Below are 19,523 nucleotides of genomic sequence, written 5' to 3'. Positions count from 1 at the left end.
GTCTGTCCTGTTGGTTTCTTTGAATAAGACCTGCTTAGGCGGCAGCCGCCCTTGTGCCAAGTGGGGTTTAGGTGGCCTCAGCTGGTGGGCCGGCGATGTCGTAGTCCAGTTGCAGGATGCCACCGGGTTTTTGGCTCGACTTTTTGAGGGTCAGGTTTTGCTGCGCGCCTTTGGCAAAACAGGGCAAGCCGTCGCCCAAAATGGTGGGCATGACAAAGACCGAAATCTCGTCAAACATACCTACATCCAATGCGGCGCGTTGGGTTTCGCCGCCGCCCATGATCCAGACCTTTTGGTGGCCATTGGTCTCAATTGCAGCCCTCAGCCCGTCGATGGGGCCAGCGGCGGTGATGTGGTCGCCTTTGTAGTCGTGGCGGTGAGTCAGCACGTAGCCCGCTCGGTCGCCATAGGGCCAGCCCCAGCCCAGCACCTGTCGGTAAGTGGCGCGGCCCATCAGAACCGCATCCACCTCATCGATAAAGGCATTGTAGCCGCCCGCGTCTTCGCAGTTGCATTCCGCGAGCGCGGCATTGAAAGGGTCAAGCCAGCCCACCCCGCCATCCGGGGTGGCGATGTAGCCGTCCAGACTCTGTGCGATATATCCGACGTAGCGGGGGGCGGTGGCCATGGGCGTTACCTTTCGAAAGGGTCCGAAAGCGCAGGCAAAAGCGTGCCGGTACAGTCGCCAAATCCGATGGTGTACCCGTCCCCTTTGGCCGCGCCTTGGAGGGTGAGCGTGTCTCCATCTTCAATGAAGGTACGGGTCTCGCCACTATCAAGGGTCAGCGGCTCTTTTCCGCCCCAGCTGAGCTCCAAAAGGCTGCCGCGCTCGGGCTTTGTCGGGCCGGAAATGGTGCCGGAGCCCAAGAGATCACCGACGTTCATCGGGCAGCCAGACGTGCTGTGATGCGCCAGCTGTTGCGCGGCGGAGTAATACATCTGATCGTAGTTGGTGCGGGCGATCTCGGTTGGCGCTTTGCCTTCTGGCGCCATGGTGACAGACAGGTCGATGTCATAGAGCATCGGGCCGACGTCTTTCAGGTGATCCAGCAGCTCAAAGTCCCGCTCTGGCGTGTTGGTGCGGAACGGTTCCAGCGCGGCCTTGGTGACGATCCACGGGGAGATCGAGGTGGCGGTGGCTTTGGCCTGAAACGGGCCAAGCGGTTGGTATTCCCAGGCCTGGATGTCCCGCGCCGACCAGTCGTTGAGCAGCACGTAGCCAAAGATCATGTCGTCCGCTTCCTGCACGGTCACCGGACGTTGGGAAAACTGGCCAACGATGGCGCCCATCTCCAACTCGATGTCAAAGCGGCGCGATGGCAGGAAGGCAGGCATGTCATGGTCCGGGGACTTCAACTGCCCCCAAGGGCGGCGGATATCCGTGCCGGACACCACCACGGAAGACGCCCGACCATTGTAGCCAATCGGGATGTGCAGCCAGTTCGGCGGCAGCGCGTTTTCCGGGCCACGGAACATGGTGCCGACGTTGAAGGCATGGTTCCGACCGGCGTAGAAATCGGTGTATTCGCTGACCGCAAATGGCATGTGCAGCGTGGCGTCGGCCATAGGCAGGGAATAGTAGGTCAGCGCCTCTTGGGTCTCTTCCGAGGCATCCTCGGCCAGCATGGCCTGTAGTTTGGCTCGGTAGTCGGCCCAGACTTGCGGCCCCAACTCCATAAAGTCGTTCCAGAACGGTGCGTCCAGAACGTCTGCGTCGGGATCGGCGCGCAGGGTGCCTGCTTCTTCCAGGCCGGTCAGGTCGATGATGCGGTCGCCGATGGCGGTGCCGCAGCGCATCTCGCCGTCGTCTACGGAGAAGACACCATAAGGCAGGTTGTTGAGTGGGAAGGGGCAGGCAGCGTCATTGGCGCTTGTGACCCAGGATTTTAACAAAGACATGCGCGTTTCCTTTTGTGGCGGTCAGTCGAGCGGGAGAGACATCCCGTCGGTGCCGATGAACAGAGGGCCGGACCAGGTGCGGGAGGTTTCTTCCTGCCAATGGGTCTCGGTGAAGTTTGGATCGTCACAGGGGACGAGGTGGTTGAGGGCAAGCTGTTTGACGCCCGCCTCGGTGGCGATGCGCCCGGCTTCGGCGGCGGGGGTATGGCTGCGTTCCAGATGGATACGCAGACGGTCGTCGCCATTGCCCACCCGAGCGCAGAGTGCGTCGATGCCGGCCGACAACATCGCTTCATGCACCAGAAGGTCGGCGCCTTTGGCGAGATCAATCATTTCGGCAATTGGCGCGGTGTCGCCGGAGAGCACAACGCTGTGCTGCGCGCCATCAAACCGCAGGGCGTAGCTGTCGGTGATGGGTGGATGTGCGTTGCGCAGCGTTTTGACTTTCAGCGGGCCGAGGTCCATCTGACCGGGCTTAAGTACATGGATTTTAGCCAGTGGTTCCAGTGCGGGGCGGCCTTCGTCGCGCAGGCGTAGTTCCACATCAAAGGACATGGCGTTGAGGAACCCAGTCCAGTAGTGGTCCAGCCCTTCCGGACCATAAATCGGGATGGGATTGCTCAATCCGGCGGTCCAGGCGGTGTGCAGCAGTGGACCCAATTCCAGATAGTGATCGGAGTGCAAATGGGTGATCAGGATGGCGTCCAGATCAGTTAGAGCCACGCCCGCATCACACAAGCCGCGGCTCACGCCCAGACCAGCGTCTACAAGGATGGTCTGCCCATCTATCTCAACCAGAATGGAGGTTGGCATACGGGTGCCGGGCCGGATGGCCGGGCCGCCTTTGGTGCCCAGAAGGGTGACTTGGTTCGCGCGCATAGGTCTTCCTGATATTCATCTGACGCCCCCATGATTTTCTCATTCCAGAAATATCCTGGGGGAGTCACAGTGTGCTGTGACGGGGGCAAAGCCCCCATCAACGTGAGCTTACTTCTTGCCTGGGGTGCCGTCGAATTTCTTTTCGATGTCCACCCAGCAGTCGATGTAATCGTCCTGCACCGGGGCGTCCTTGGCGGCAAATTTGGTGATGTGCTGCGGGAAGCGGGTTTCGAACATGAACGACATGGTGTTGTCGAGCTTGTCCGGGCCAAGGTTCGAGTTGGACGCGCCTTCAAAGGCATTTTTGTCCGGGCCATGCGGCATCATCATATTGTGCAGGCTCATGCCGCCGGGGACAAAGCCCTGCGGTTTGGCGTCATATTGGCCGTAGATGTTGCCCATCAGCTCGGACATGATGTTCTTGTGGTACCACGGCGGGCGGAAGGTGTCTTCGGCCACCATCCAGCGCTCGCGGAACAGCACAAAGTCGATGTTGGCGGTGCCCGGCACGCCAGACGGCGCGGTCAGCACGGTGAAGATCGAGGGGTCAGGGTGGTCAAACAGGATCGCGCCAACCGGGCAATAGGTGCGCAGGTCGTATTTCACCGGCGCGTAGTTGCCATGCCAGGCGACCACATCCAGCGGGGACTGATCGATGTTGGTGCGGTGGAACTGGCCACACCATTTCACGGTCACGGAGGACGGTACTTCGCGATCTTCATAAGCGGCCACCGGGGCCTTGAAGTCACGCGGGTTGGCCATGCAGTTGGCGCCAATTGGGCCGCGCCCTGGCAGGTCAAATTTCTGGCCGTAGTTTTCGCATACAAAGCCGCGCGCGGGACCTTCGAGCACTTCTACACGGTACACCAGGCCACGCGGCAGGATGGCGATCTCTTTGGGTTCCAGATCAATGATGCCCAGTTCCGTGGAGAAGCGCAGCACACCTTCTTGGGGCACCACCAACAGTTCGGAGTCGGCAGAGAAGAAGTATTCGTCTTCCATGGAGGTGTTCACGAGGTAGATGTGGCTGGCCATGCCGACCTGAGTGTTCACATCACCCGCCGTGGTCATGGTGCGCATGCCGGTGATCCAAGTCAGCGTCTCTTCGGTGTGGGGCACCGGGTCCCAGCGGTATTGGCCGAGGCTGCCGAGGTCTGGATCGACGTTGGGCGCAGATTGCCAATATGGAACGTCGATTTTCTGGTAACGGCCGTTGTGTTTCACCGAAGGGCGCAGGCGGTAGCACCAGGTGCGCTCCACGTTTTCGGCTGTGAAGGCGGTGCCGGATAGCTGCTCTCCATACAGGCCGTAGTTGCATTTTTGCGGGCTGTTCATGCCTTGCGGCAGGGCGCCGGGCAGGGCCTCGGTTTCATAATCGTTGCCAAAGCCGGGCATGTAGCCCTCATGCGGGCCAGCCATGGACGGGGCCTTCTGCATGCGGGTCGGAACTGTGTGCTTGGTCATGTCGCGCTCCTGAGTTTCGAATTTGGTTGCATTGGTAATAGTTGATTTTGTAACTAACAAGCAGGAGGACGCGCAGAAAATGACAAAAGCTGATGATTTCGATTTGCAGGCGTTTTTGCCTTATCTGCTCAATCAGGCGGCGGAGGAGGCCAGTCTGGGGTTTCAGAAGGTCTACAAGGATCGCTACGGGCTGTTGCGCAGCGAATGGCGGGTGCTGTTTCACCTTGGGATTTTTGGACGGCTGACGGCGACGGAAATTGGGGCCAAGGGCAAAGTACACAAGACAAAGGTCAGTCGCGCGGTGCAGCGGTTGGCGGATCGGCGTTTGGTAAAACGGGCGCGGAGTGAGGAAGATCGTCGGGTGGAGTGGCTGGAGCTGACGCCTGCGGGAGAGAAAGTTTATCGCGACCTGCGCGAGGTGGCGCAGGCGTATGAAGGCAGGCTATTGGCGCAGTTGAATGAGGCTGAGGTGCAGGTGCTGAAATGCATGTTGCTGAAGCTGGCGGGGCGCAGTTGAAGGTGTCGCGATACCTCGATGTGATTCGCGCGTGTTTCTCATTGAGTTGTGGACAGTTTTTGTGGTGCTGTTTGATTGTATTTAGGTCGGGGACAATTGAAGTCGGATTTTCTTAAATCTCTCAAATTTATGGTAAATCGCTTGAGTGATCCCAGTCCGGTATGGCAATTTAAGACCAATACAAATGGATAGGTCCGGGAGTTTTCTTATGGGTCTTTTGAACAAACCAAATGCTGCGGTATTGGCCGCAACCACTCTGATGTTGAGCGCACCTGCGGCGTTTGCTCAGAATGTCGGCGGGTGGCGCGGCTGGTGGTGGCGCTGGTGGGGCGGCGGCGGAAACGGCGGTGGCAACACTGGTGGCGGCTCAAACGCTGTACCGGAAATTGATGCGGGGGCTGGCCTGTTGGCTGTGGCCGCCGTGCTCGCGACCTTGGCGCTGGCTTGGGAACTGCGCCGTCGTCGTCAAAAACAAAATTAAGCCAGTCTCAACAGGCTGAGGACAATTGGATGGGCGCTCAGATGAGCGCCCATTTTGCTGTCAGTAGGGCTGCCAGAGCGATTGTGGCATTGGCCACGATATGTGCGGCGATGGCGTCCGAGGTCTCTGCGCGACGCAGGTAGAGCAAGCCAAAGGCCACGCCGGCCAAGGTGCCCGCCAGAAAGCGGTCATGCATCAGGCCAAAGAGCAGACTGGAGATGGCGACGGCCAGGATGGTCCAGACCAGCGTGTCTCTGTGCAGGCGGCGCAGGAGGTAGCCTCGGAAGAACAGCTCTTCGATGAGAGGCACCAGCAGGATGGTGCCAAGTAGGCGGGTTGTGATCCAAAAGAGCGAAGGTGCGTCGGTGGCGGGCAGCTCTTGGGAGGGGGCCGTGACAATCCAGAGGACGCCAACGGCGAGGCCGACTGCGAGGCTTTCGAGTGATGGGCGGCTCCAGAGGGCGCGGATGGCCGGCAAGAAGACCAGCAGCGCCAAAGCCATGAGCAGAGCGCGGACGGGATAGCCGGCGGCAGGATCCGGCCAGAAGGCGGAAACAAACACGCCGGACAGCATCATCACGATGAACGGCACGATCTTTGCGGCAAGCGTATCTTGGCGGAGTGTTGTTGCGCTGTGTTGGGGCAGTGGTGAGCGGTGCAGCCATTGGGCGCGGTGGGCGATCAGGACGATGAGCAAGGCCAATGCTGTGAACATCAGCCAGCCCGCATAAGAGTGGAACCCATTGAGAGCGTGCTCTGGTGAGACACGGACACCAATGATGATCAGGATGGCGATGCGCAGGATGTTGAAGAGCCAGCTGGCGAGCACGGCGAGTGGGACGAGGATAAGCCAGAAGCGTTTCTGGCGCAGGTCCGGGCGCATGAGGGCGGCGTAAAAGCCCATAAAAATGGTGATGAGCGCGATACCTTCGACGCCGGAACATTGGCTGGCGATCTGCACCCAGAAACCTTCGACGCCAATTTCATAGGTCGGCGGGTGCACACCCACGTCAAAACCGGTGAGGGTCAACACCAGGAGAACCAGGAAGAACGTCAGGCTGCTTAGGGTGCTCCACTCCCAGAGCGGGCGCATCAGGTCTGCGAGGTCGGGCACCAAAAAGCCAATGAACAAGGCCAAGGGCAACAGGTAGCTGTCGTTGCGCATCCAGTCGCGCCAGGCGGCGAGTGGTGTGACCCAGAACACCGCGCCGAGCGCCGTGAGCAGGCCGCCAGAGGTTAGCAAAACAAGAGTGGGCGTGAAGGCGCGGGAGATTTCGGCGGTGCCAAAAAGCGGTAGCGGCAGGAAGATCAGCACAAGCCCTGTTAGGTGGAACAGCATCCAGACCTGGTGGCCGGGTGCTGCTATCGCGCGGTCAGCCAGAGCGCGGTAGGCGGCGGGGCGCAGCCAGAAATAGAGCGCCATCACAGTCATGACAGCCAAGCCACGTGCGGTCATGGAGCGCAGCGCGCGACAGGCGGCTTCGATCTCGGTTTGGCGGCACTCGATGGAGGCCATGACTTGATAGGTCAGGATGACCAGCAGTAACTCGGCCACCACAAGGGCGGCCATGGTCATCAGGCGCGTTGGACGCGCGGGGGGCTGTGTGGCTTGGCCGCGCGCGGTCATGGTTTAGAAGTCGACGGAGACCCCGGGCAGGTTCAGCGCTTTGACAAGTTCGCGCAATTCCTGACGGGCGGCCACGTTGGAGATGTTGAGCTGTTTCACGCCAATATCGCGTAGGTCCAGAAGGGTCAGGCCACGCGGGAAGAGTTCGCGGAAGACCACCCGTTCGTTGAAGCCGGGCGCGACGCGGAAGCCGATGCGTTTGGCCAAACGGTCCAGCGCTTTGCCCATTTTCTCTTTGTTGACCATCTGCTGCGCGCCCATGCGGTTGCGCATGACAATCCAATCGATCGGCTTAAGGCCAGCCTGCGCACGCAGTTGGCGGGCGTTCCAGACCATTTCGGAATAGACCGATGGGCCGAGGATTTTCTCGCCGTCGGCGTCGATTTTTGCCAGCAGGTCAAAGTCGACAAAGCTGTCGTTCAGTGGGGTAACCAGCGTGTCGGCCAAAGAGTGCGCTACTTGGCTCAACCGGGTGTGGGAGCCAGGGCAGTCGATTAAGATAAAGTCGTTGTTTGGCTCCAGCATAGAGACCGCAGCCGAGAGGCGGTGGTCATAGATGTTTTCACCCGGCTGCAGCGCGCTTTGATCCACTTCCGGCAGGTCATGGTAATCTGGGCTGGGCAGGTCGAGGCCGTTTTTCTGCAGGAATTTCCGCCGGTTGGCGACGTAGCTGCCAAAGCTCTTCTGGCGGAGGTCGAGGTCAATGCCGCCCACCTTGTGGCCCATGCGTGCCAGCGCGGTGGCGATGTGCATCGACAGGGTGGATTTGCCTGCGCCGCCCTTCTCGTTTCCGACCACAATGATATGTGCCATGCCCGATGTCCCTGCTCGTGTTTCAGTGCCGCGGCTCTTACGGCGCGGGTTTGTTGGTGTCTACTATATGTTGTGATTATCCACAGGAAAAGTGATTGCGTTGCTATGCGTCGCGCCAAGCGCCACTTTCCAATCCATCCAGCCGCCATTCGCCAATCTGTGCTCGAATTAGTCGCAGAGTTGGGTGCCCCACAGCGGCGGTCATCCGGCGGACCTGGCGGTTGCGGCCTTCGCGTATGGTGAGGGAAATCCATGTGTCCGGGATCGACTTTCGGACACGGATTGGCGGTGTGCGCGGCCAGAGATTATCTGGCTCATCAATGACTTGCGCCTTGGCGGGCTTGGTGAGGCCGTCTTTCAGCGTCACGCCTTTGCGTAGGGCTTCAAGGGCGGTGTCATCCGGCGTGCCTTCGACCTGTACCCAGTAGGTCTTCGCCATTTTGTGGCGCGGGTCGGCTATACGGGCCTGTAACTTTCCGTCGTCTGTCAGGACCATCAACCCCTCGCTGTCACGGTCCAGTCGGCCTGCCGGATAGACTTTTGGCACGTCAATGAAGTCCGACAGGGTGCGGCGCTTGCTGCCTGCGAGACCTTTGTCGGTGAATTGCGACAGCACATCGAAGGGTTTGTTGAAGAGTATCACGCGGGTCATGATGACCTCCTACACGGGCGTGCGCTGGGGTTGCAAGTTTCGCAGTGCTGCGGTCTTGTGCGCGCAAAGACGCGAAGGGGAAGAAGATGGATTTCAAAGACATGTTGCCGGAAACCTTGTTGGCTCAGGCTGGAGGGGCGATTGATCAGCAAAGCGGGGGCGTTGTGCCGCCAATCCAACCGGCAACCACCTTTGCGCGGGATGAGAACTACAACCCTCTGAACGAAAACAACATTTATGCCCGTCCGCACAATGATGTTGCGCGGCAGGCCGAAGCGGTTTTGGCGCAGCTGGAGGGCGGTGCGGCGGCGTTGTTGTTCCCGTCTGGCATGGCGGCCATAGCGGCGCTGTTTCGCACCGTGCCAACCGGGGGGCGGGTGATTGTGCAGAGTGGCATTTACTGGAACACCACCAAGTGGATCCGGGAATTTTGTGAGCGTCGTCAGATTGTTATCGATGAGGTGGACGCAAGTGACGTCGGGGCGCTGGCCGATGTTTGCGCCAAGGGACCGGCCAATGTGGTTTGGGTGGAAACGCCGTCCAACCCGTGGCTGAAGGTGACCGATGTGGCGGCCGCGAAACAGGCGGCGGAGAGCTGTGGGGCACTCTTGGCGGTGGACAGCACGGCGGCGTCGCCGATCCTGACCAACCCATTGAAACTAGCTGCAGATATTGTGATGCACTCCACCACAAAAGTGATCAACGGGCACTCGGATGTGTTGGGTGGCGTTTTGGTCACAAAAGAGGTCACACCGGTCTGGGAAGAGATCGAAGTGGACCGGGCCAGTGCGGGTGCTGTTATGGGACCGTTTGAGGCTTGGTTGCTGTTGCGTGGGATGCGCACGATGGCGTTGCGGGTGGAGCGCATGGTGGATAACGCTATGAAAATAGCGCGTTTTTTAGAGGATCACCCGAAGGTGGACAGTGTGCTGTTCCCTGGCTTGGACAGCCATCCGCAGCATGAGCTGGCCAAGGCGCAGATGCCCGGCGGGGCTGGGTTCCTGATGTCTTTCCTTGTGAAGGGTGACAAAGAAACGGCACTGCAAGTGGCTGGGAAGATGAAGCTTTTCCATCGTGCCACGTCGCTGGGCGGGGTTGAGAGCCTGGTGGAACATCGCCACACGATTGAGCCGCACACCGGCATTCCAGAAACGCTGTTGCGGATCTCGGTTGGGGCGGAAAATGCGGATGATTTGATCGCAGATCTGGGGCAGGCGTTGGGGCAGTAAAGGCCTCGATTTTCACGTCGGTATTGCGTCGGTATCGCGACTGTTTTGCGACGGTGGCGATTTGGAGAGGCTCATCGCGCAGCTCGCGCATTTGCGCACAGAAAACTGCGGCGATCTGCCTCTGCCGCCAACAAATTGTTAAGGCGTTTGGAAGACTATTGGCGCAGCACGAACGGGCATCGGCCCCACGCAGCAGCGGACCAGGACTTTGAAGAAACGCATCGAAAACCCATCACTGATCACACCCGCCTATGAGGATGGCGGGTTGTTCAAAAAACCGCCAACCGAGTTGGTGGTGAATCTGATTCCGAAGTTTTCCAAAAACTCCCGTGACGATGTGATCATCAAGGGGCTGGTACAAAACGATGTGGAGATCAATGTGATTTTTGCGGGCCGCCGTAAGCGGGAGGCGGCGGAACTGGTGGCGTTGCTCAAGCGGAAGTGGGAGAATGCCAACTACCGCATTCCCAAGGGCTACAAGGCGCCAACCCGTAAGGACGTCTATGTGCCAACCCGCGTGCAGGGGTCTTGGCGCACACGGGTCGTAGAGGATGAGCAAGAGCCCAACCTCTATGACAAGGAATATCAGTTGTTGGTGGCGCGGTGGGCGTTCAACTCGGACACCGGTGAGTTCAAGAGCTTTGGCGAGCCGCCGTTTCAGCAGCAGGTGGTTCAGACCGCTGAGGCCTCCAAAGGCTGACGTGATGGGCGCAGGTCGGCGCCGCGCAATCTAAGTTTACATGTGATCTATGCAGGGGCTGCCGTTGGGCAGGGCCCTGTGCTGTGCGTTTGGGACATTGAACGACTCAGTTGACTTATCAAATTATCGATCATATATAACGATTGTTAGATAATGTTTTGCAAACGAAAGGTCGCGTCATGCCGTCTATCAATTCCGTAACTGTGAAAGCCCCAGCCTCTGCGGCGTGGAACCTGATTGGGGATGAGTTTGTCGCCGTGGACCGCTGGATGGCGGCGATCCCGCGGGCCGAGGCCATTGAAGGACCTGCGTTGCCGGGGGCACCCGCCAAGGGTCGCAACTCCTATTTGGTGCAGAAATTTGCGCCGATGTATCAGGAGGAGGTGCTGACCAAGTTTGATCCCGAGGCGATGACCATCTGTGTCGATGTGACCCTTCACCATGGACCCAAGGCGATGCCAATGAAGGGCTATACCTCGACCGTGACCGTACGGGCGATCAGTGATGCGACCTGTGAGGTGACCTGGATCGGAGAGGCGACGCCAAAGTGGTTTGCCAAACCGATGCGCCGGATGCTGACCAACAGCATGGACGCCGGATTTATCCGCAGTCTTGAGGAAATTCAGCACTTTGTGGAGACTGGCCAACCGCATCCGAGGAAGGTAGAAAAAATCAAATCCGAGGCGGCTTTGGCGGCCTGAGCCGTGCGTCAGGCGCGCGGGAATGGGAGGTCATATGCAGGACACATCCATCAAGGCGCGCTTGATTGACGCGGGTAAAACGCTGTTTGCGGAGCGCGGTTATGCCGGGGCCTCGGTGCGTGAAATTTGCAAGGCGGCGGATGCCAGCTCGACAATGATCCACCACTACTTTGGCAACAAAGAGGGGTTGTTCAACGCCATCATTGATGAGTTCACCGCCGCAACATTTGATGTGCCGCTGCGGCTGATTTCCAAACCGCCGAAGACGGCCGAGGAAATGCGCCTGCGTCTGGAGATGTTTATCTCTGAGACCTTCCGGGCGTTGATTGCGCAGGCGCCGGTGTTTCGCATTCTGGTGCGGGAAAACCGCGGGTTTGTGGGCGGCGCACGCTATCACGAAGGCTTCGCAGCCTATTTGCGCGCGGCGCAGGAGGCGGGCTTTGTGGATGCGGAGCTGGAGGTGGAGTTGATCACCGGCATGGTGTTGGATCGGCTTGGCAACCAGATAATGTATGCGGCTACTATGAAGGGGGACGGCAAGACCGTGCTCAACGACGAGGCCTATGCAGAAGAGTGGCTGGCGGCGAACACTCGGGTGTTGCTGTTTGGTTTGGCGGGGCAGACTGGGTAGAGTGGACTGCGTTATTGTAACCCATTTGTGTTTTTGTTGGTTAGAGATCAGGGGAACACACTAGAAGGCAACCCTGAAATTGTCTCATAGTGACCAATTTGCGGCCCCATCATTTCGCTAACTGTGCTGACGCAATTGGTGAAGTGATTTGTTTTATGGTTATTGAAGACATTTTTTTCGATATGAATTGGACGCAGGGACGGAGCCCCGCTGATGCCCTTCCTAAATCCCATGGGGTCTATTGTGAGGTGATCTGGCCCGTACGTGGCATTCGCATTGGTATTTCCAAAAACATCCATAGTCGGCACAAGGGGCATGCCGGTTGGATGCGCAGTATGAAGGTAGGCACAGGAAGTCGTGCTCAAAGGCGTGGACCGCTGGCCGACCATGCCCGAGACTGGGGCGATCTGGGGTTAGAGACTTTTGTTTTGTCAACGGATCCGAGGCTGGAGGATGGCGCACTGCGTTTGGCTTGTGAAACGCAACTACACACCTGGGCCGAAGAGCAAAACTCTTGGAAGAACTTCAATGGTGAGAAGTGGCGGCCACGAAACTACGGTGTTCCCGTTGTTGATGAGGTGCAAGCCGCATCGGAGTGGGGTGTAACGCTTACCAATAGATTGTGACGGGGCGCTCGCCGGGCTTGTATATGTTGCAAGCCTTTGCCTCTATGCAAAAAAACGCCGTACAGGAGCCGCCCATGAAACTCGAATTTCACCACATCAACTTTGTCTCCAAAGATGTGGATCGGCTGCATGACTTCTACACCAAAGTGTTGGGGCTGGACGATATTCCGCAAGAGGAATTCCCGCGCACGGAGGCGGACAGCGAGAGTGGGTATGACGGGCAGATCCGCTTTGCCACCGATGGGGATATGCAGATGCATCTGGCGGAGCGGCGGCTGGATGTGGCCTTTGTAAACGGGCAGGTGATCAATCCGGTGGATCGTGGGCATATTGCCTTTCGCACCGATGATCTGCCGGCGTTTCTGAAAGTGCTGGAGGAAAATGGCGTGCCCTATTCGGATTACGGCACGGCTTTTGCCAAAGAGTGGCATCAGGTGTTTTTTCAGGATCCTGAGGGCAATGTGATTGAGGTGCATCAGCAGGTGGGCGGCGCGTAAAAGCACCGCCCGGTTGGGTCAAGTCAGCAGCGCCAGATCAGCTTGATTGGTAGGGCGGCGCGTGGGCATGGTTTTGGCGTCTTTGCCCGCCATGGTGAGGGCGAGGTCTTTGTAGAAGCCGTCGTTGTCAAACCACCAGCGGTGGGAATAGACCATGGTTTGCTGTGCGTCGGGCACGTGCTTTTTGTATTGTTCGTTGCAGTAGATTTCCCAGTGGCCTTTGGTGACGGGAGACGGCATGCCAACGTGGCCCGCGCGCTCGCGGCCGCCGTTGATCAGCCCGCCGGCTAGGGCAAGGACGCGGTCTCGTCCGCTGTAGTAGTTGGTGAAGCGTTTGCTGCGTTCATCCAGCACCAGCCCGCCCCAGGCGCCTTTTTCCAGCCATGTGGCGTCGATGTCCGCAGAACAGAACATGACCTGATCAATGCCCCAGTGGCCGACGGAATCGCCAAAGTCGGAGAAGCCGCGCAACACAACCAGCCCGCCCATGGAGTGGGCGATGAGGTGGATTTTGGGGCGCGGCGTGAGAGCCAGCAGCGGCAAGATGCCGTCTTCCACAAGATGCGGGGCGGTCTTTTTGGCATCACTGCGGTCCGCGTTGTAGGCGAGCACCGTGCCGTCGCTTGGCCAGTCATAGGCAATCACCGCGCCCTGAAAACCGTGGGCTTTTACACCGGTTTCAATTTTTCCCAGACGGTCGAGCATGTCCTTTTGTGAGGTGTTGAACCCGTGCACATAGATTAGGATGTCTTTGGTCCCGCCGGCCTGCTGCACCAGTTTGAGCCAATCTGCCTTGGGTAGTATGTCGCCTTTGCGCACCGCGCCGTTGCCCCTTTCTTCGGTGATCGAGACATAGCGGGTGAGGGCGGCGGGGTTGTCGGTAAATTTCTTCTTTTGCGCGTTGTATGTCCGGCGCGAGAAAAACAGAGCCATCGTAAAACCTTTCACTCAAAAGCCTGAGTGTGGCACGGAACCCGGATTTCGCAAAATGACGGTGTGGCGTGGCTGGAGGCACTTGGCAGTCTGGCCCTATACACCTGCGCGTGTGCGCCCTAGCGTGGCGCCATGACACATCCCGTTCTTGATAGCCGCTACAGCTGGATCCGCCTCGCCATCACTTTGTTGATTGGCGTGTTTGCCAATGTCGGCATGTGGGCGGTGATTGTGGTGATGCCTGCGGTGCAGGAGGAGTTTGGCATCGATCGGGCGGATGCCTCGCTGCCCTATGTGCTGACCATGATTGGCTTTGCGTTGGGCAATTTTGCCATTGGGCAGGCAGTGGATCGCTGGGGCGTGACCAAGGCGCTCATCGGCGCGGCGGTGCTCAGTGCAGTGAGCTATGGGGCGGCGGCGTTAAGTGGCTCGGTGCTGATGCTCTCGTTTGTGCATCTGTTTTTGGGATTTGGCACGGCGGTGGGCTTTGGGCCGCTGATCGCGGATGTGTCGCTGTGGTTTCAGAAGCGGCGCGGGATTGCAGTGGCGATTGCGGCCAGTGGCAATTACCTGTCCGGCGCGATCTGGCCGGTTTTACTGAGTGGCGTGTTGAGCACACATGGCTGGCGCGCGGTGTTTGTGGTGCTGGCCGTGATGACCGTTGTGGCGGTGGCGCCTCTGGCTTTCCTGCTGCGCCCTAAGGTGCCTGCCGAGGCTTTGGCAGCACAGGACAGCGCGGCGCAGGCGCGGCAGGCGGGGGCGCCGTTCAAGCCGGCGCCGTTGATGTGGATCTTGGGGCTGGCGGGGATTGGCTGTTGCGTGGCGATGAGCATGCCGCAGGTGCATATCGTGAGCTTTTGCGTGGACCTTGGCTATGGTGCGGCCGTGGGCGCGGAGATGCTGGCGCTGATGTTGATGGGCGGCGTGGTCAGCCGCCTGATCAGCGGGTTGGTGGCGGATAAGCTGGGCGGCGTGCTGACGCTGTTGATTGGCTCAGTGTTGCAGATGGGGGCGCTGTTCCTGTTTCTGCCGTTTGATGGGCTGGTGCCGCTGTATCTGGTCAGTCTGGCTTTCGGATTGGCGCAGGGCGGAATTGTGCCAGCCTATGCGCTGGTCGTGCGGGAGTATATGCCTGCCAAGGAGGCCGGAAGCCGGGTCGGTTTTGTGATGATGGCGACCATTTTGGGCATGGCGCTGGGCGGCTGGATGTCGGGCTGGATCTACGACGTGAGCGGCAGCTATGAGCTGGCCTTTGTGAATGGCATTGCCTGGAATGCGCTGAACATTGCCATCATGGGCATGATTTTGCTGCGCACGCGGGGAGGGCGTGTGGCGGCGGCCTAAAGCGTTGACAGGTCTTCGGTTCGCCTTGCAGACTGGCTTGCACGAGCAGCAGGCCTGTAAAGACGCCGTGGGGGCTTAGACAGAGCAGGGCATTGAGAACACATGACGAGGTTGATCAGGCATCACATCGCGCTGGCGGTTTTCTTTCTGAGTTTGGTGGTTGCCTGGGCGGTTTTTCCGGCATGGCGTGGTTTTTGGATGAACGAAGACCAGTGGATTGAATGGGCTTCGTTCCTGTTCTTTGCCGCTGCCGCCTTTGTGCTTTTGCTGCGTGTTAGTCCGCGCACCACTAAGGATATTGCCGTTGGAGCATTGTGCCTGCTGGCAGCACTGGATGAGATCAGCTTTGGCGAGCGGATTTTTGGCTTTGTCGAGCCAAGTGTGGGCGGGGTGAAAATCGACGGGGCGCATGACCTGATCGAGTTCCTGCGGATTGTGCCCAAAGAGGTGCTGGGTCTCGGCAAAGTGGCGCATCTGGCGCTGTTGCTGGTGCTTGTTGGACTGGCGCTGTGGGGCATTTACCACATGGCGCGCAGGTTTTCCTGGCGCTGGGATGCAGAGGACAGTCTTGGCGTTGTCGCCTGTTTGGCGGTGGCCGTCGCGATGATGATTGATGCGCATGTGCTGGGGTTCAAACATCTGGCGGTAGAGATGGAGGAAATCCTGGAGACCAGCGCCGGGTTTGGGATGTTCCTCTATGCAAGGTATCGGGCGAGGCGCGCAGTGCCGGAGACGGTGGAAGCTTAACCGCGGGCCCGCTCCCAACAAAAAACGCCGCCCCGAGGGAGGCGGCGTTTCTGAAACGAATGCAGCTAAGCTTAGAAGCCCAGGCCTTCGTATTTCTTTTTGAACTTGGACACGCGGCCACCGGCGTCCATCAGACGGGTGGAGCCACCGTTCCATGCTGGGTGCACGGATGGGTCCACGTCGAGCGCCAGAGTGTCGCCTTCGTTGCCGTAGGTGGAACGCATCTTGATGATGGTGCCATCGGTCATTTTCACGTCGATGAAGTGGTAATCGGGATGGGTATCTTTTTTCATGAGACCACTCCTTACGCTTTTTTGGGCTTGTAGTTGGTGTCTTCTGCGATACGCGCGGACTTACCACGACGGGAGCGCAGGTAGTACAGCTTCGCGCGACGGACACGACCACGACGCACAACAGTGATGCTGTCGATGTTGGTGGAGTGCAGCGGGAACACACGCTCCACGCCTTCGCCGAAGGAAATTTTGCGAACAGTGAACGAGCCAGCGATGCCGGAGCCGTTTTTGCGGCTGATGCAGACGCCTTCGTAGTTCTGCACACGGGTGCGGGACCCTTCGGTCACTTTAAAGCCAACACGGATGGTGTCACCGGCTTTGAAATCGGGGATGTCTTTCCCCAGCGCAGCAATCTGCTCCGCTTCGAGCTGTGCGATCAGATCCATTGGATCATCTCCTATAATGCTTGTGGTTTGGCCCACAAAGGTTTGATGCACCTCAGAACTCTTGGTCTTCTTCCGGGTCCGCGCGAAGCGCCCGCCAGAGGGTCAGGTCGTCTTTTCTTGTCTTCCTCTGCTGCTTTGTTGCGGTTTTGAGCGAAGAAACCCAAGCCCCATGCAATGCACAGCAGGCCCGAACGACTCATGAGAGCCGCGGACAGGCGGTGTTTAGGGCAGATGAGCCAAGCGTGCAAGGGGTTTGACAGTGGAAGGGGAATAGAATAGTTAGCTTGGCGAACTATATTGGATTCGCATGTCAGACCTCGCCAAAAAACTACAGAAGGTACACCAAGCCTGTCATCGGGCCTGGGCCAAGGCGGCGCGGGATCTGGAGCTGAGCTTCAGCGAGTTTGAGTATCTGAGTGCGGTTCAGGAACAGGCGGACCTCCAGCGCTATGAGGACAAACACGGCCAGCATTTGCAGGACATCGTTGACGCGCTTGGGGTCACCAAGGCCAGCGCAAGCACGATGATCTCTAAGCTGGAGACACGGGGCTGGGTGACGCGGTTTCAATGCATGATGGACGCGCGGGCACAGCACATCGTGCTGACACCGGAGGGGCAGGTGAAACTGGCCCGGGGCGCGCGGGTCTATGAGCAGATTGCGACACAGATAAACGACGAGATCGGTGACACCCTGAGCCTGTAGGGCGGAGGGGCGGTCGGTCTGAAGTACGGTATAAAAAGTAAGTTAGGCAAACTAAATAAAGGAGACGATCATGACGATAGAAAACCTCTTGTTGGGGATCGCGATACATCAGCTGTTTTGGGAACACCTGCCACACTGGGGCGCGTGGTTTAACCGCGCTCTCAAGCTGCTGCCACACCCCTTGCAGACGCTTTATGAGCAGTGGCGCTGTCCCTACTGCGCCGGGTTCTGGATTGGGCTGGCGGTTCATGCAGCCACGGGCCATTACCTGTTTGCAGGTTTTGCTGAGCTGCCTGCGTTCTGGGGCAGTCTAGGCACACCTATGGCCTGGTTCATGGATGCACTGGTGTTTGCGGCGCTCAACAAATTGGGCGTGCTGAGTGTCCATGCGATTGGCCTGCCAGCCTTGAAGGGGCATCAGGCCAAAGAGGCGTTTTTGGCGGCGAAAAAGGCAGCATAGGCGGGGCATCGCTTTTGAGGAAAGCTTTGCTTGCCAAACGCGGCGCTCTCTCGGTTTACTGAGGGGGCGCAGTGGTTTGGTCAGGTGTGAGATGCGGGTTTTCAAGACAGGTTTGTTGGCGTTGTTGGTGGTGGCGAGCTGTGGCCGGTCGGGGCCGGATGATCCAGCGGCGCAGGCAGCGCAGCAAGCAGCCGCGGAAGAGGCCGCGCGGGTGCGGGCTTTGGCGGCACAGGTGGTGACCTATCCGACATTTGGCGATGCAGATCCGCATGAATGGGACCGGCGGCCTCCGGAGACCTATCCGGTGCATGGTATTGATGTGTCGCGCTGGCAGACCAGCATCAACTGGCAGGAGGCGCAGCGGGCTGGAGTCAGTTTTGCGTTTCTTAAAGCCACGGAGGGCGGGGATCTGGCGGACCCGCTGTTTGATACACATCGCGCCGGGGCGGCCAATGCGGGCATCCCGTGGGGCGGCTATCACTACTATTATTTCTGTCGCCCAGCCGAGGAGCAGGCGGCCTGGTTCATTAAGAACGTGCCGCGTGGCGCGCCATTGCCGCATGTTTTGGACATGGAGTGGACACCGCAGTCGCGCACATGCCGGTTACGGCCCAGCGGTAGCAAAGTGCGCAGCGAGGCGCGCAAGTTCCTGTCGATTTTGGAAGCGCACTATGGGCGGCGGCCGATTGTTTACACCACCGTGGATTTTTTCCAGGACACCGGAATTGGCACCCTTGGCGGCACGGAGTTCTGGCTGCGTTCGGTCGCAGGGCATCCGCAAAAGGTCTATCCCGGTGCGCGCTGGACGTTCTGGCAATACACAGGCACCGGTCTGGTGCCCGGGATCGCAGGCAAGGTGGACATCAACGTGTTTCGAGGCACTCCGGAAGCCTGGGTGCGGTGGCGAGAGGGCCGATAATCGGCCTGCGTATCAGGGGCGATGCGCGCTCAGAAAGTCAACAATGTGGTCAACCAACTCCGGATGCAGGGGAAGCGCAGGGTTTGTGTAGGTGGAAAACGGGGACCCTGGCACGTCAAGTTTGAGAGTGTGCGTGCCGTTTGGCAAAGCAGCGGAGGTGGCGTTGGGCAAGTTCGCAGTCAGTAGAGCGGCATCTACCGGCGTGACTTGCACGTCTGCATCGCCTTGTAAGATGAGAGTTGGACCTGACCACGTGGCGGCAAGCTGGGCTGGATCGTATGTGAAGAGGTCAATCATAAACCGCTGTACGCCTGGGGAAAACAGCGTGCGCACCGGGCCGGGAATGTCCTTTTGAGGGACCTCAGATCCCGTTTCTAAGGTGGTCACAATGTTGTTTAGGTCCTCAAGAATCGGCGCATTATAAGGGTTATTTGCGAATTGCTCTTTCATAAGGGTGCCAATCGGCCGTCCGGGAGCAGCCAGTAGGATCACCCCGCAGAGCCCCTCAATCGGCTCCTGTGCCGCGGCCAAAGACACCAGCCCTCCTTCGGAATGCCCAGCCAGCCAGACGCACTCTGCTTGTGGTGCGGCCCATTTGATCCAGTTGCGTACGTCCTCAGCATAGGCTGCGATTGTCACGTCGTTTGGATCGTCGATCGCGGCGGCGCTGCTGAAGAAACCGCGTTTGTCGATGCGCAAACTGGACACGGCTTTTGCGTAAAGCGCTTCTGAGAGAAGTTTGTAGACGTCAGAGGCCAGCCCCATATTGGGCGCGTTGCCGTCTCTGTCGATGGGCCCAGATCCGGGAATTGTAATCACAAGATCGCGGGCGTTTTCGGCGGCGAGCAGTTCCGCACCCAGAGGGCCAGATGGTCCCGGTATCTGTATTTCGTCGGAATGTGCGGAAGCGGCGGGCAGCGCAAGACTGAGCAGCGCAATACGGCAAAGGCGTGCGAACAAAGCGGTAAATCTCTCTGAATGGGGAAGAGGTGCAGTTGCCGACGCCGGAATGGCTGGAGGTG

General features: G+C 58.9%; 24 protein-coding genes. 13 read left to right on the top strand and 11 right to left on the bottom strand.

What is annotated here, in order from left to right:
• Nucleotides 1-67: 67 nt before the first annotated feature.
• The 4 genes from SIB38_RS21790 to hmgA all read right to left on the bottom strand — a co-directional run bounded on the left by SIB38_RS21790 (nt 68) and on the right by hmgA (nt 4,242).
• Nucleotides 68-628 carry a dihydrofolate reductase family protein gene (locus tag SIB38_RS21790; RefSeq protein ID WP_412551030.1) on the bottom strand — a complete coding sequence of 187 codons (561 nt, stop codon included), beginning with the start codon at nt 626-628 and terminating at the stop codon, nt 68-70.
• A 5-nt stretch (nt 629-633) separates the two neighbouring features.
• On the bottom strand, nt 634-1,899 hold the full coding sequence (gene fahA, locus SIB38_RS21785) for a fumarylacetoacetase (RefSeq protein ID WP_412551029.1): 1,266 nt from the start codon (nt 1,897-1,899) through the stop codon (nt 634-636).
• Nucleotides 1,900-1,920: 21 nt separating this feature from the next.
• The gene (locus SIB38_RS21780) at nt 1,921-2,778 is read right to left on the bottom strand and encodes an MBL fold metallo-hydrolase (RefSeq protein ID WP_294112758.1); all 858 of its coding nucleotides are present in this window, start codon (nt 2,776-2,778) and stop codon (nt 1,921-1,923) included.
• A 108-nt stretch (nt 2,779-2,886) separates the two neighbouring features.
• Nucleotides 2,887-4,242 carry a homogentisate 1,2-dioxygenase gene (gene hmgA / locus SIB38_RS21775; RefSeq protein WP_412551028.1) on the bottom strand — a complete coding sequence of 452 codons (1,356 nt, stop codon included), beginning with the start codon at nt 4,240-4,242 and terminating at the stop codon, nt 2,887-2,889.
• A 79-nt stretch (nt 4,243-4,321) separates the two neighbouring features.
• Here hmgA and SIB38_RS21770 point away from each other — a divergent pair, with 79 nt between their 5' ends.
• Together SIB38_RS21770 and SIB38_RS21765 are read left to right on the top strand one after the other, a co-directional pair.
• On the top strand, nt 4,322-4,759 hold the full coding sequence (locus tag SIB38_RS21770) for a MarR family winged helix-turn-helix transcriptional regulator (RefSeq protein WP_294112760.1): 438 nt from the start codon (nt 4,322-4,324) through the stop codon (nt 4,757-4,759).
• A 208-nt stretch (nt 4,760-4,967) separates the two neighbouring features.
• Nucleotides 4,968-5,240 carry a VPEID-CTERM sorting domain-containing protein gene (locus SIB38_RS21765; protein ID WP_412551027.1) on the top strand — a complete coding sequence of 91 codons (273 nt, stop codon included), beginning with the start codon at nt 4,968-4,970 and terminating at the stop codon, nt 5,238-5,240.
• A gap of 37 nt (nt 5,241-5,277) precedes the next feature.
• Here the strand turns inward: SIB38_RS21765 and xrtE are convergent, their stop codons facing one another.
• The 3 genes from xrtE to SIB38_RS21750 form a co-directional block, all read right to left on the bottom strand.
• Nucleotides 5,278-6,816 carry an exosortase E/protease, VPEID-CTERM system gene (gene xrtE / locus SIB38_RS21760; RefSeq protein WP_412551026.1) on the bottom strand — a complete coding sequence of 513 codons (1,539 nt, stop codon included), beginning with the start codon at nt 6,814-6,816 and terminating at the stop codon, nt 5,278-5,280.
• A 54-nt stretch (nt 6,817-6,870) separates the two neighbouring features.
• Nucleotides 6,871-7,680 (bottom strand): division plane positioning ATPase MipZ, encoded by an 810-nt coding sequence (locus SIB38_RS21755; RefSeq protein WP_168591513.1) that lies wholly within the window; start codon nt 7,678-7,680, stop codon nt 6,871-6,873.
• Between the two features lie 103 nt (nt 7,681-7,783).
• On the bottom strand, nt 7,784-8,332 hold the full coding sequence (locus tag SIB38_RS21750; RefSeq protein WP_294112767.1) for an rRNA large subunit pseudouridine synthase E: 549 nt from the start codon (nt 8,330-8,332) through the stop codon (nt 7,784-7,786).
• A gap of 86 nt (nt 8,333-8,418) precedes the next feature.
• On the opposite strand from SIB38_RS21750, the gene SIB38_RS21745 reads away from it, so the two are divergent.
• The 6 genes from SIB38_RS21745 (at nt 8,419) to SIB38_RS21720 (ending at nt 12,716) form a co-directional block, all read left to right on the top strand.
• On the top strand, nt 8,419-9,561 hold the full coding sequence (locus tag SIB38_RS21745) for a trans-sulfuration enzyme family protein (protein WP_412551025.1): 1,143 nt from the start codon (nt 8,419-8,421) through the stop codon (nt 9,559-9,561).
• Nucleotides 9,562-9,769: 208 nt separating this feature from the next.
• Nucleotides 9,770-10,261 (top strand): hypothetical protein, encoded by a 492-nt coding sequence (locus SIB38_RS21740; protein WP_294112771.1) that lies wholly within the window; start codon nt 9,770-9,772, stop codon nt 10,259-10,261.
• A 179-nt stretch (nt 10,262-10,440) separates the two neighbouring features.
• The gene (locus tag SIB38_RS21735) at nt 10,441-10,962 is read left to right on the top strand and encodes an SRPBCC family protein (RefSeq protein WP_412551024.1); all 522 of its coding nucleotides are present in this window, start codon (nt 10,441-10,443) and stop codon (nt 10,960-10,962) included.
• A 34-nt stretch (nt 10,963-10,996) separates the two neighbouring features.
• Entirely contained in the window at nt 10,997-11,593 is a 597-nt protein-coding gene (locus SIB38_RS21730; RefSeq protein ID WP_294112775.1) for a TetR/AcrR family transcriptional regulator, read from the top strand.
• Nucleotides 11,594-11,682: 89 nt separating this feature from the next.
• Nucleotides 11,683-12,219 carry a hypothetical protein gene (locus SIB38_RS21725; protein ID WP_412551023.1) on the top strand — a complete coding sequence of 179 codons (537 nt, stop codon included), beginning with the start codon at nt 11,683-11,685 and terminating at the stop codon, nt 12,217-12,219.
• A 74-nt stretch (nt 12,220-12,293) separates the two neighbouring features.
• Nucleotides 12,294-12,716 (top strand): VOC family protein, encoded by a 423-nt coding sequence (locus SIB38_RS21720; RefSeq protein WP_168591509.1) that lies wholly within the window; start codon nt 12,294-12,296, stop codon nt 12,714-12,716.
• Nucleotides 12,717-12,734: 18 nt separating this feature from the next.
• Here the strand turns inward: SIB38_RS21720 and SIB38_RS21715 are convergent, their stop codons facing one another.
• Nucleotides 12,735-13,649, bottom strand: coding sequence for an alpha/beta hydrolase (locus SIB38_RS21715; protein WP_412551022.1), 915 nt, complete (start codon nt 13,647-13,649; stop codon nt 12,735-12,737).
• A 132-nt stretch (nt 13,650-13,781) separates the two neighbouring features.
• Between SIB38_RS21715 and SIB38_RS21710 the strand changes: the two genes are divergently transcribed.
• Together SIB38_RS21710 and SIB38_RS21705 are read left to right on the top strand one after the other, a co-directional pair.
• The gene (locus SIB38_RS21710; protein ID WP_412551021.1) at nt 13,782-14,993 is read left to right on the top strand and encodes an MFS transporter; all 1,212 of its coding nucleotides are present in this window, start codon (nt 13,782-13,784) and stop codon (nt 14,991-14,993) included.
• Nucleotides 14,994-15,095: 102 nt separating this feature from the next.
• Nucleotides 15,096-15,740: a hypothetical protein gene (locus SIB38_RS21705; protein ID WP_294112786.1), complete on the top strand. Its 645-nt coding sequence runs from the start codon at nt 15,096-15,098 to the stop codon at nt 15,738-15,740.
• Between the two features lie 71 nt (nt 15,741-15,811).
• Here SIB38_RS21705 and rpmE read toward each other — a convergent pair whose 3' ends face one another.
• Nucleotides 15,812-16,033, bottom strand: a complete 222-nt coding sequence (gene rpmE / locus SIB38_RS21700) for a 50S ribosomal protein L31 (RefSeq protein ID WP_093090590.1) — start codon at nt 16,031-16,033, stop codon at nt 15,812-15,814.
• 11 nt (nt 16,034-16,044) lie between these two features.
• Nucleotides 16,045-16,419: a 50S ribosomal protein L19 gene (gene rplS, locus SIB38_RS21695; protein ID WP_168591505.1), complete on the bottom strand. Its 375-nt coding sequence runs from the start codon at nt 16,417-16,419 to the stop codon at nt 16,045-16,047.
• Between the two features lie 307 nt (nt 16,420-16,726).
• Between rplS and SIB38_RS21690 the strand changes: the two genes are divergently transcribed.
• From SIB38_RS21690 to SIB38_RS21680, 3 genes are all read left to right on the top strand, one after another.
• Nucleotides 16,727-17,122: a MarR family winged helix-turn-helix transcriptional regulator gene (locus SIB38_RS21690; protein ID WP_294112797.1), complete on the top strand. Its 396-nt coding sequence runs from the start codon at nt 16,727-16,729 to the stop codon at nt 17,120-17,122.
• A 70-nt stretch (nt 17,123-17,192) separates the two neighbouring features.
• A complete protein-coding gene (locus SIB38_RS21685) occupies nt 17,193-17,582 on the top strand; it encodes a hypothetical protein (RefSeq protein ID WP_294112799.1) in 390 nt (129 codons plus the stop codon).
• A gap of 91 nt (nt 17,583-17,673) precedes the next feature.
• Entirely contained in the window at nt 17,674-18,501 is an 828-nt protein-coding gene (locus SIB38_RS21680; protein WP_294112802.1) for a glycoside hydrolase family 25 protein, read from the top strand.
• 12 nt (nt 18,502-18,513) lie between these two features.
• On the opposite strand, the gene SIB38_RS21675 is transcribed toward SIB38_RS21680, so the two are convergent.
• Complete coding sequence (locus tag SIB38_RS21675; protein WP_412551020.1) at nt 18,514-19,461, bottom strand: alpha/beta hydrolase; 948 nt, start codon at nt 19,459-19,461, stop codon at nt 18,514-18,516.
• Between the last annotated feature and the right edge of the window lie 62 nt (nt 19,462-19,523).

The sequence above is a fragment of the Shimia sp. MIT910701 genome (assembly GCF_047126315.1).
Taxonomy (GTDB): Bacteria; Pseudomonadota; Alphaproteobacteria; order Rhodobacterales; family Rhodobacteraceae; genus Shimia.
This window is presented reverse-complemented; position numbering and strand designations above follow the sequence as displayed.

Coding starts and splice junctions, on each gene's coding strand:
- SIB38_RS21750 (WP_294112767.1), bottom strand. CDS start 8,332: ATGACCCGCGTGATACTCTTCAACAAACCCTTCGATGTGCTGTCGCAA.
- SIB38_RS21745 (WP_412551025.1), top strand. CDS start 8,419: ATGGATTTCAAAGACATGTTGCCGGAAACCTTGTTGGCTCAGGCTGGA.
- SIB38_RS21710 (WP_412551021.1), top strand. CDS start 13,782: ATGACACATCCCGTTCTTGATAGCCGCTACAGCTGGATCCGCCTCGCC.
- SIB38_RS21705 (WP_294112786.1), top strand. CDS start 15,096: ATGACGAGGTTGATCAGGCATCACATCGCGCTGGCGGTTTTCTTTCTG.
- fahA (WP_412551029.1), bottom strand. CDS start 1,899: ATGTCTTTGTTAAAATCCTGGGTCACAAGCGCCAATGACGCTGCCTGC.
- SIB38_RS21720 (WP_168591509.1), top strand. CDS start 12,294: ATGAAACTCGAATTTCACCACATCAACTTTGTCTCCAAAGATGTGGAT.
- SIB38_RS21790 (WP_412551030.1), bottom strand. CDS start 628: ATGGCCACCGCCCCCCGCTACGTCGGATATATCGCACAGAGTCTGGAC.
- hmgA (WP_412551028.1), bottom strand. CDS start 4,242: ATGACCAAGCACACAGTTCCGACCCGCATGCAGAAGGCCCCGTCCATG.
- SIB38_RS21735 (WP_412551024.1), top strand. CDS start 10,441: ATGCCGTCTATCAATTCCGTAACTGTGAAAGCCCCAGCCTCTGCGGCG.
- SIB38_RS21690 (WP_294112797.1), top strand. CDS start 16,727: ATGTCAGACCTCGCCAAAAAACTACAGAAGGTACACCAAGCCTGTCAT.
- SIB38_RS21730 (WP_294112775.1), top strand. CDS start 10,997: ATGCAGGACACATCCATCAAGGCGCGCTTGATTGACGCGGGTAAAACG.
- SIB38_RS21780 (WP_294112758.1), bottom strand. CDS start 2,778: ATGCGCGCGAACCAAGTCACCCTTCTGGGCACCAAAGGCGGCCCGGCC.
- SIB38_RS21765 (WP_412551027.1), top strand. CDS start 4,968: ATGGGTCTTTTGAACAAACCAAATGCTGCGGTATTGGCCGCAACCACT.
- SIB38_RS21770 (WP_294112760.1), top strand. CDS start 4,322: ATGACAAAAGCTGATGATTTCGATTTGCAGGCGTTTTTGCCTTATCTG.
- SIB38_RS21685 (WP_294112799.1), top strand. CDS start 17,193: ATGACGATAGAAAACCTCTTGTTGGGGATCGCGATACATCAGCTGTTT.
- rpmE (WP_093090590.1), bottom strand. CDS start 16,033: ATGAAAAAAGATACCCATCCCGATTACCACTTCATCGACGTGAAAATG.
- SIB38_RS21680 (WP_294112802.1), top strand. CDS start 17,674: ATGCGGGTTTTCAAGACAGGTTTGTTGGCGTTGTTGGTGGTGGCGAGC.
- SIB38_RS21755 (WP_168591513.1), bottom strand. CDS start 7,680: ATGGCACATATCATTGTGGTCGGAAACGAGAAGGGCGGCGCAGGCAAA.
- rplS (WP_168591505.1), bottom strand. CDS start 16,419: ATGGATCTGATCGCACAGCTCGAAGCGGAGCAGATTGCTGCGCTGGGG.
- SIB38_RS21715 (WP_412551022.1), bottom strand. CDS start 13,649: ATGGCTCTGTTTTTCTCGCGCCGGACATACAACGCGCAAAAGAAGAAA.
- xrtE (WP_412551026.1), bottom strand. CDS start 6,816: ATGACCATGGCCGCCCTTGTGGTGGCCGAGTTACTGCTGGTCATCCTG.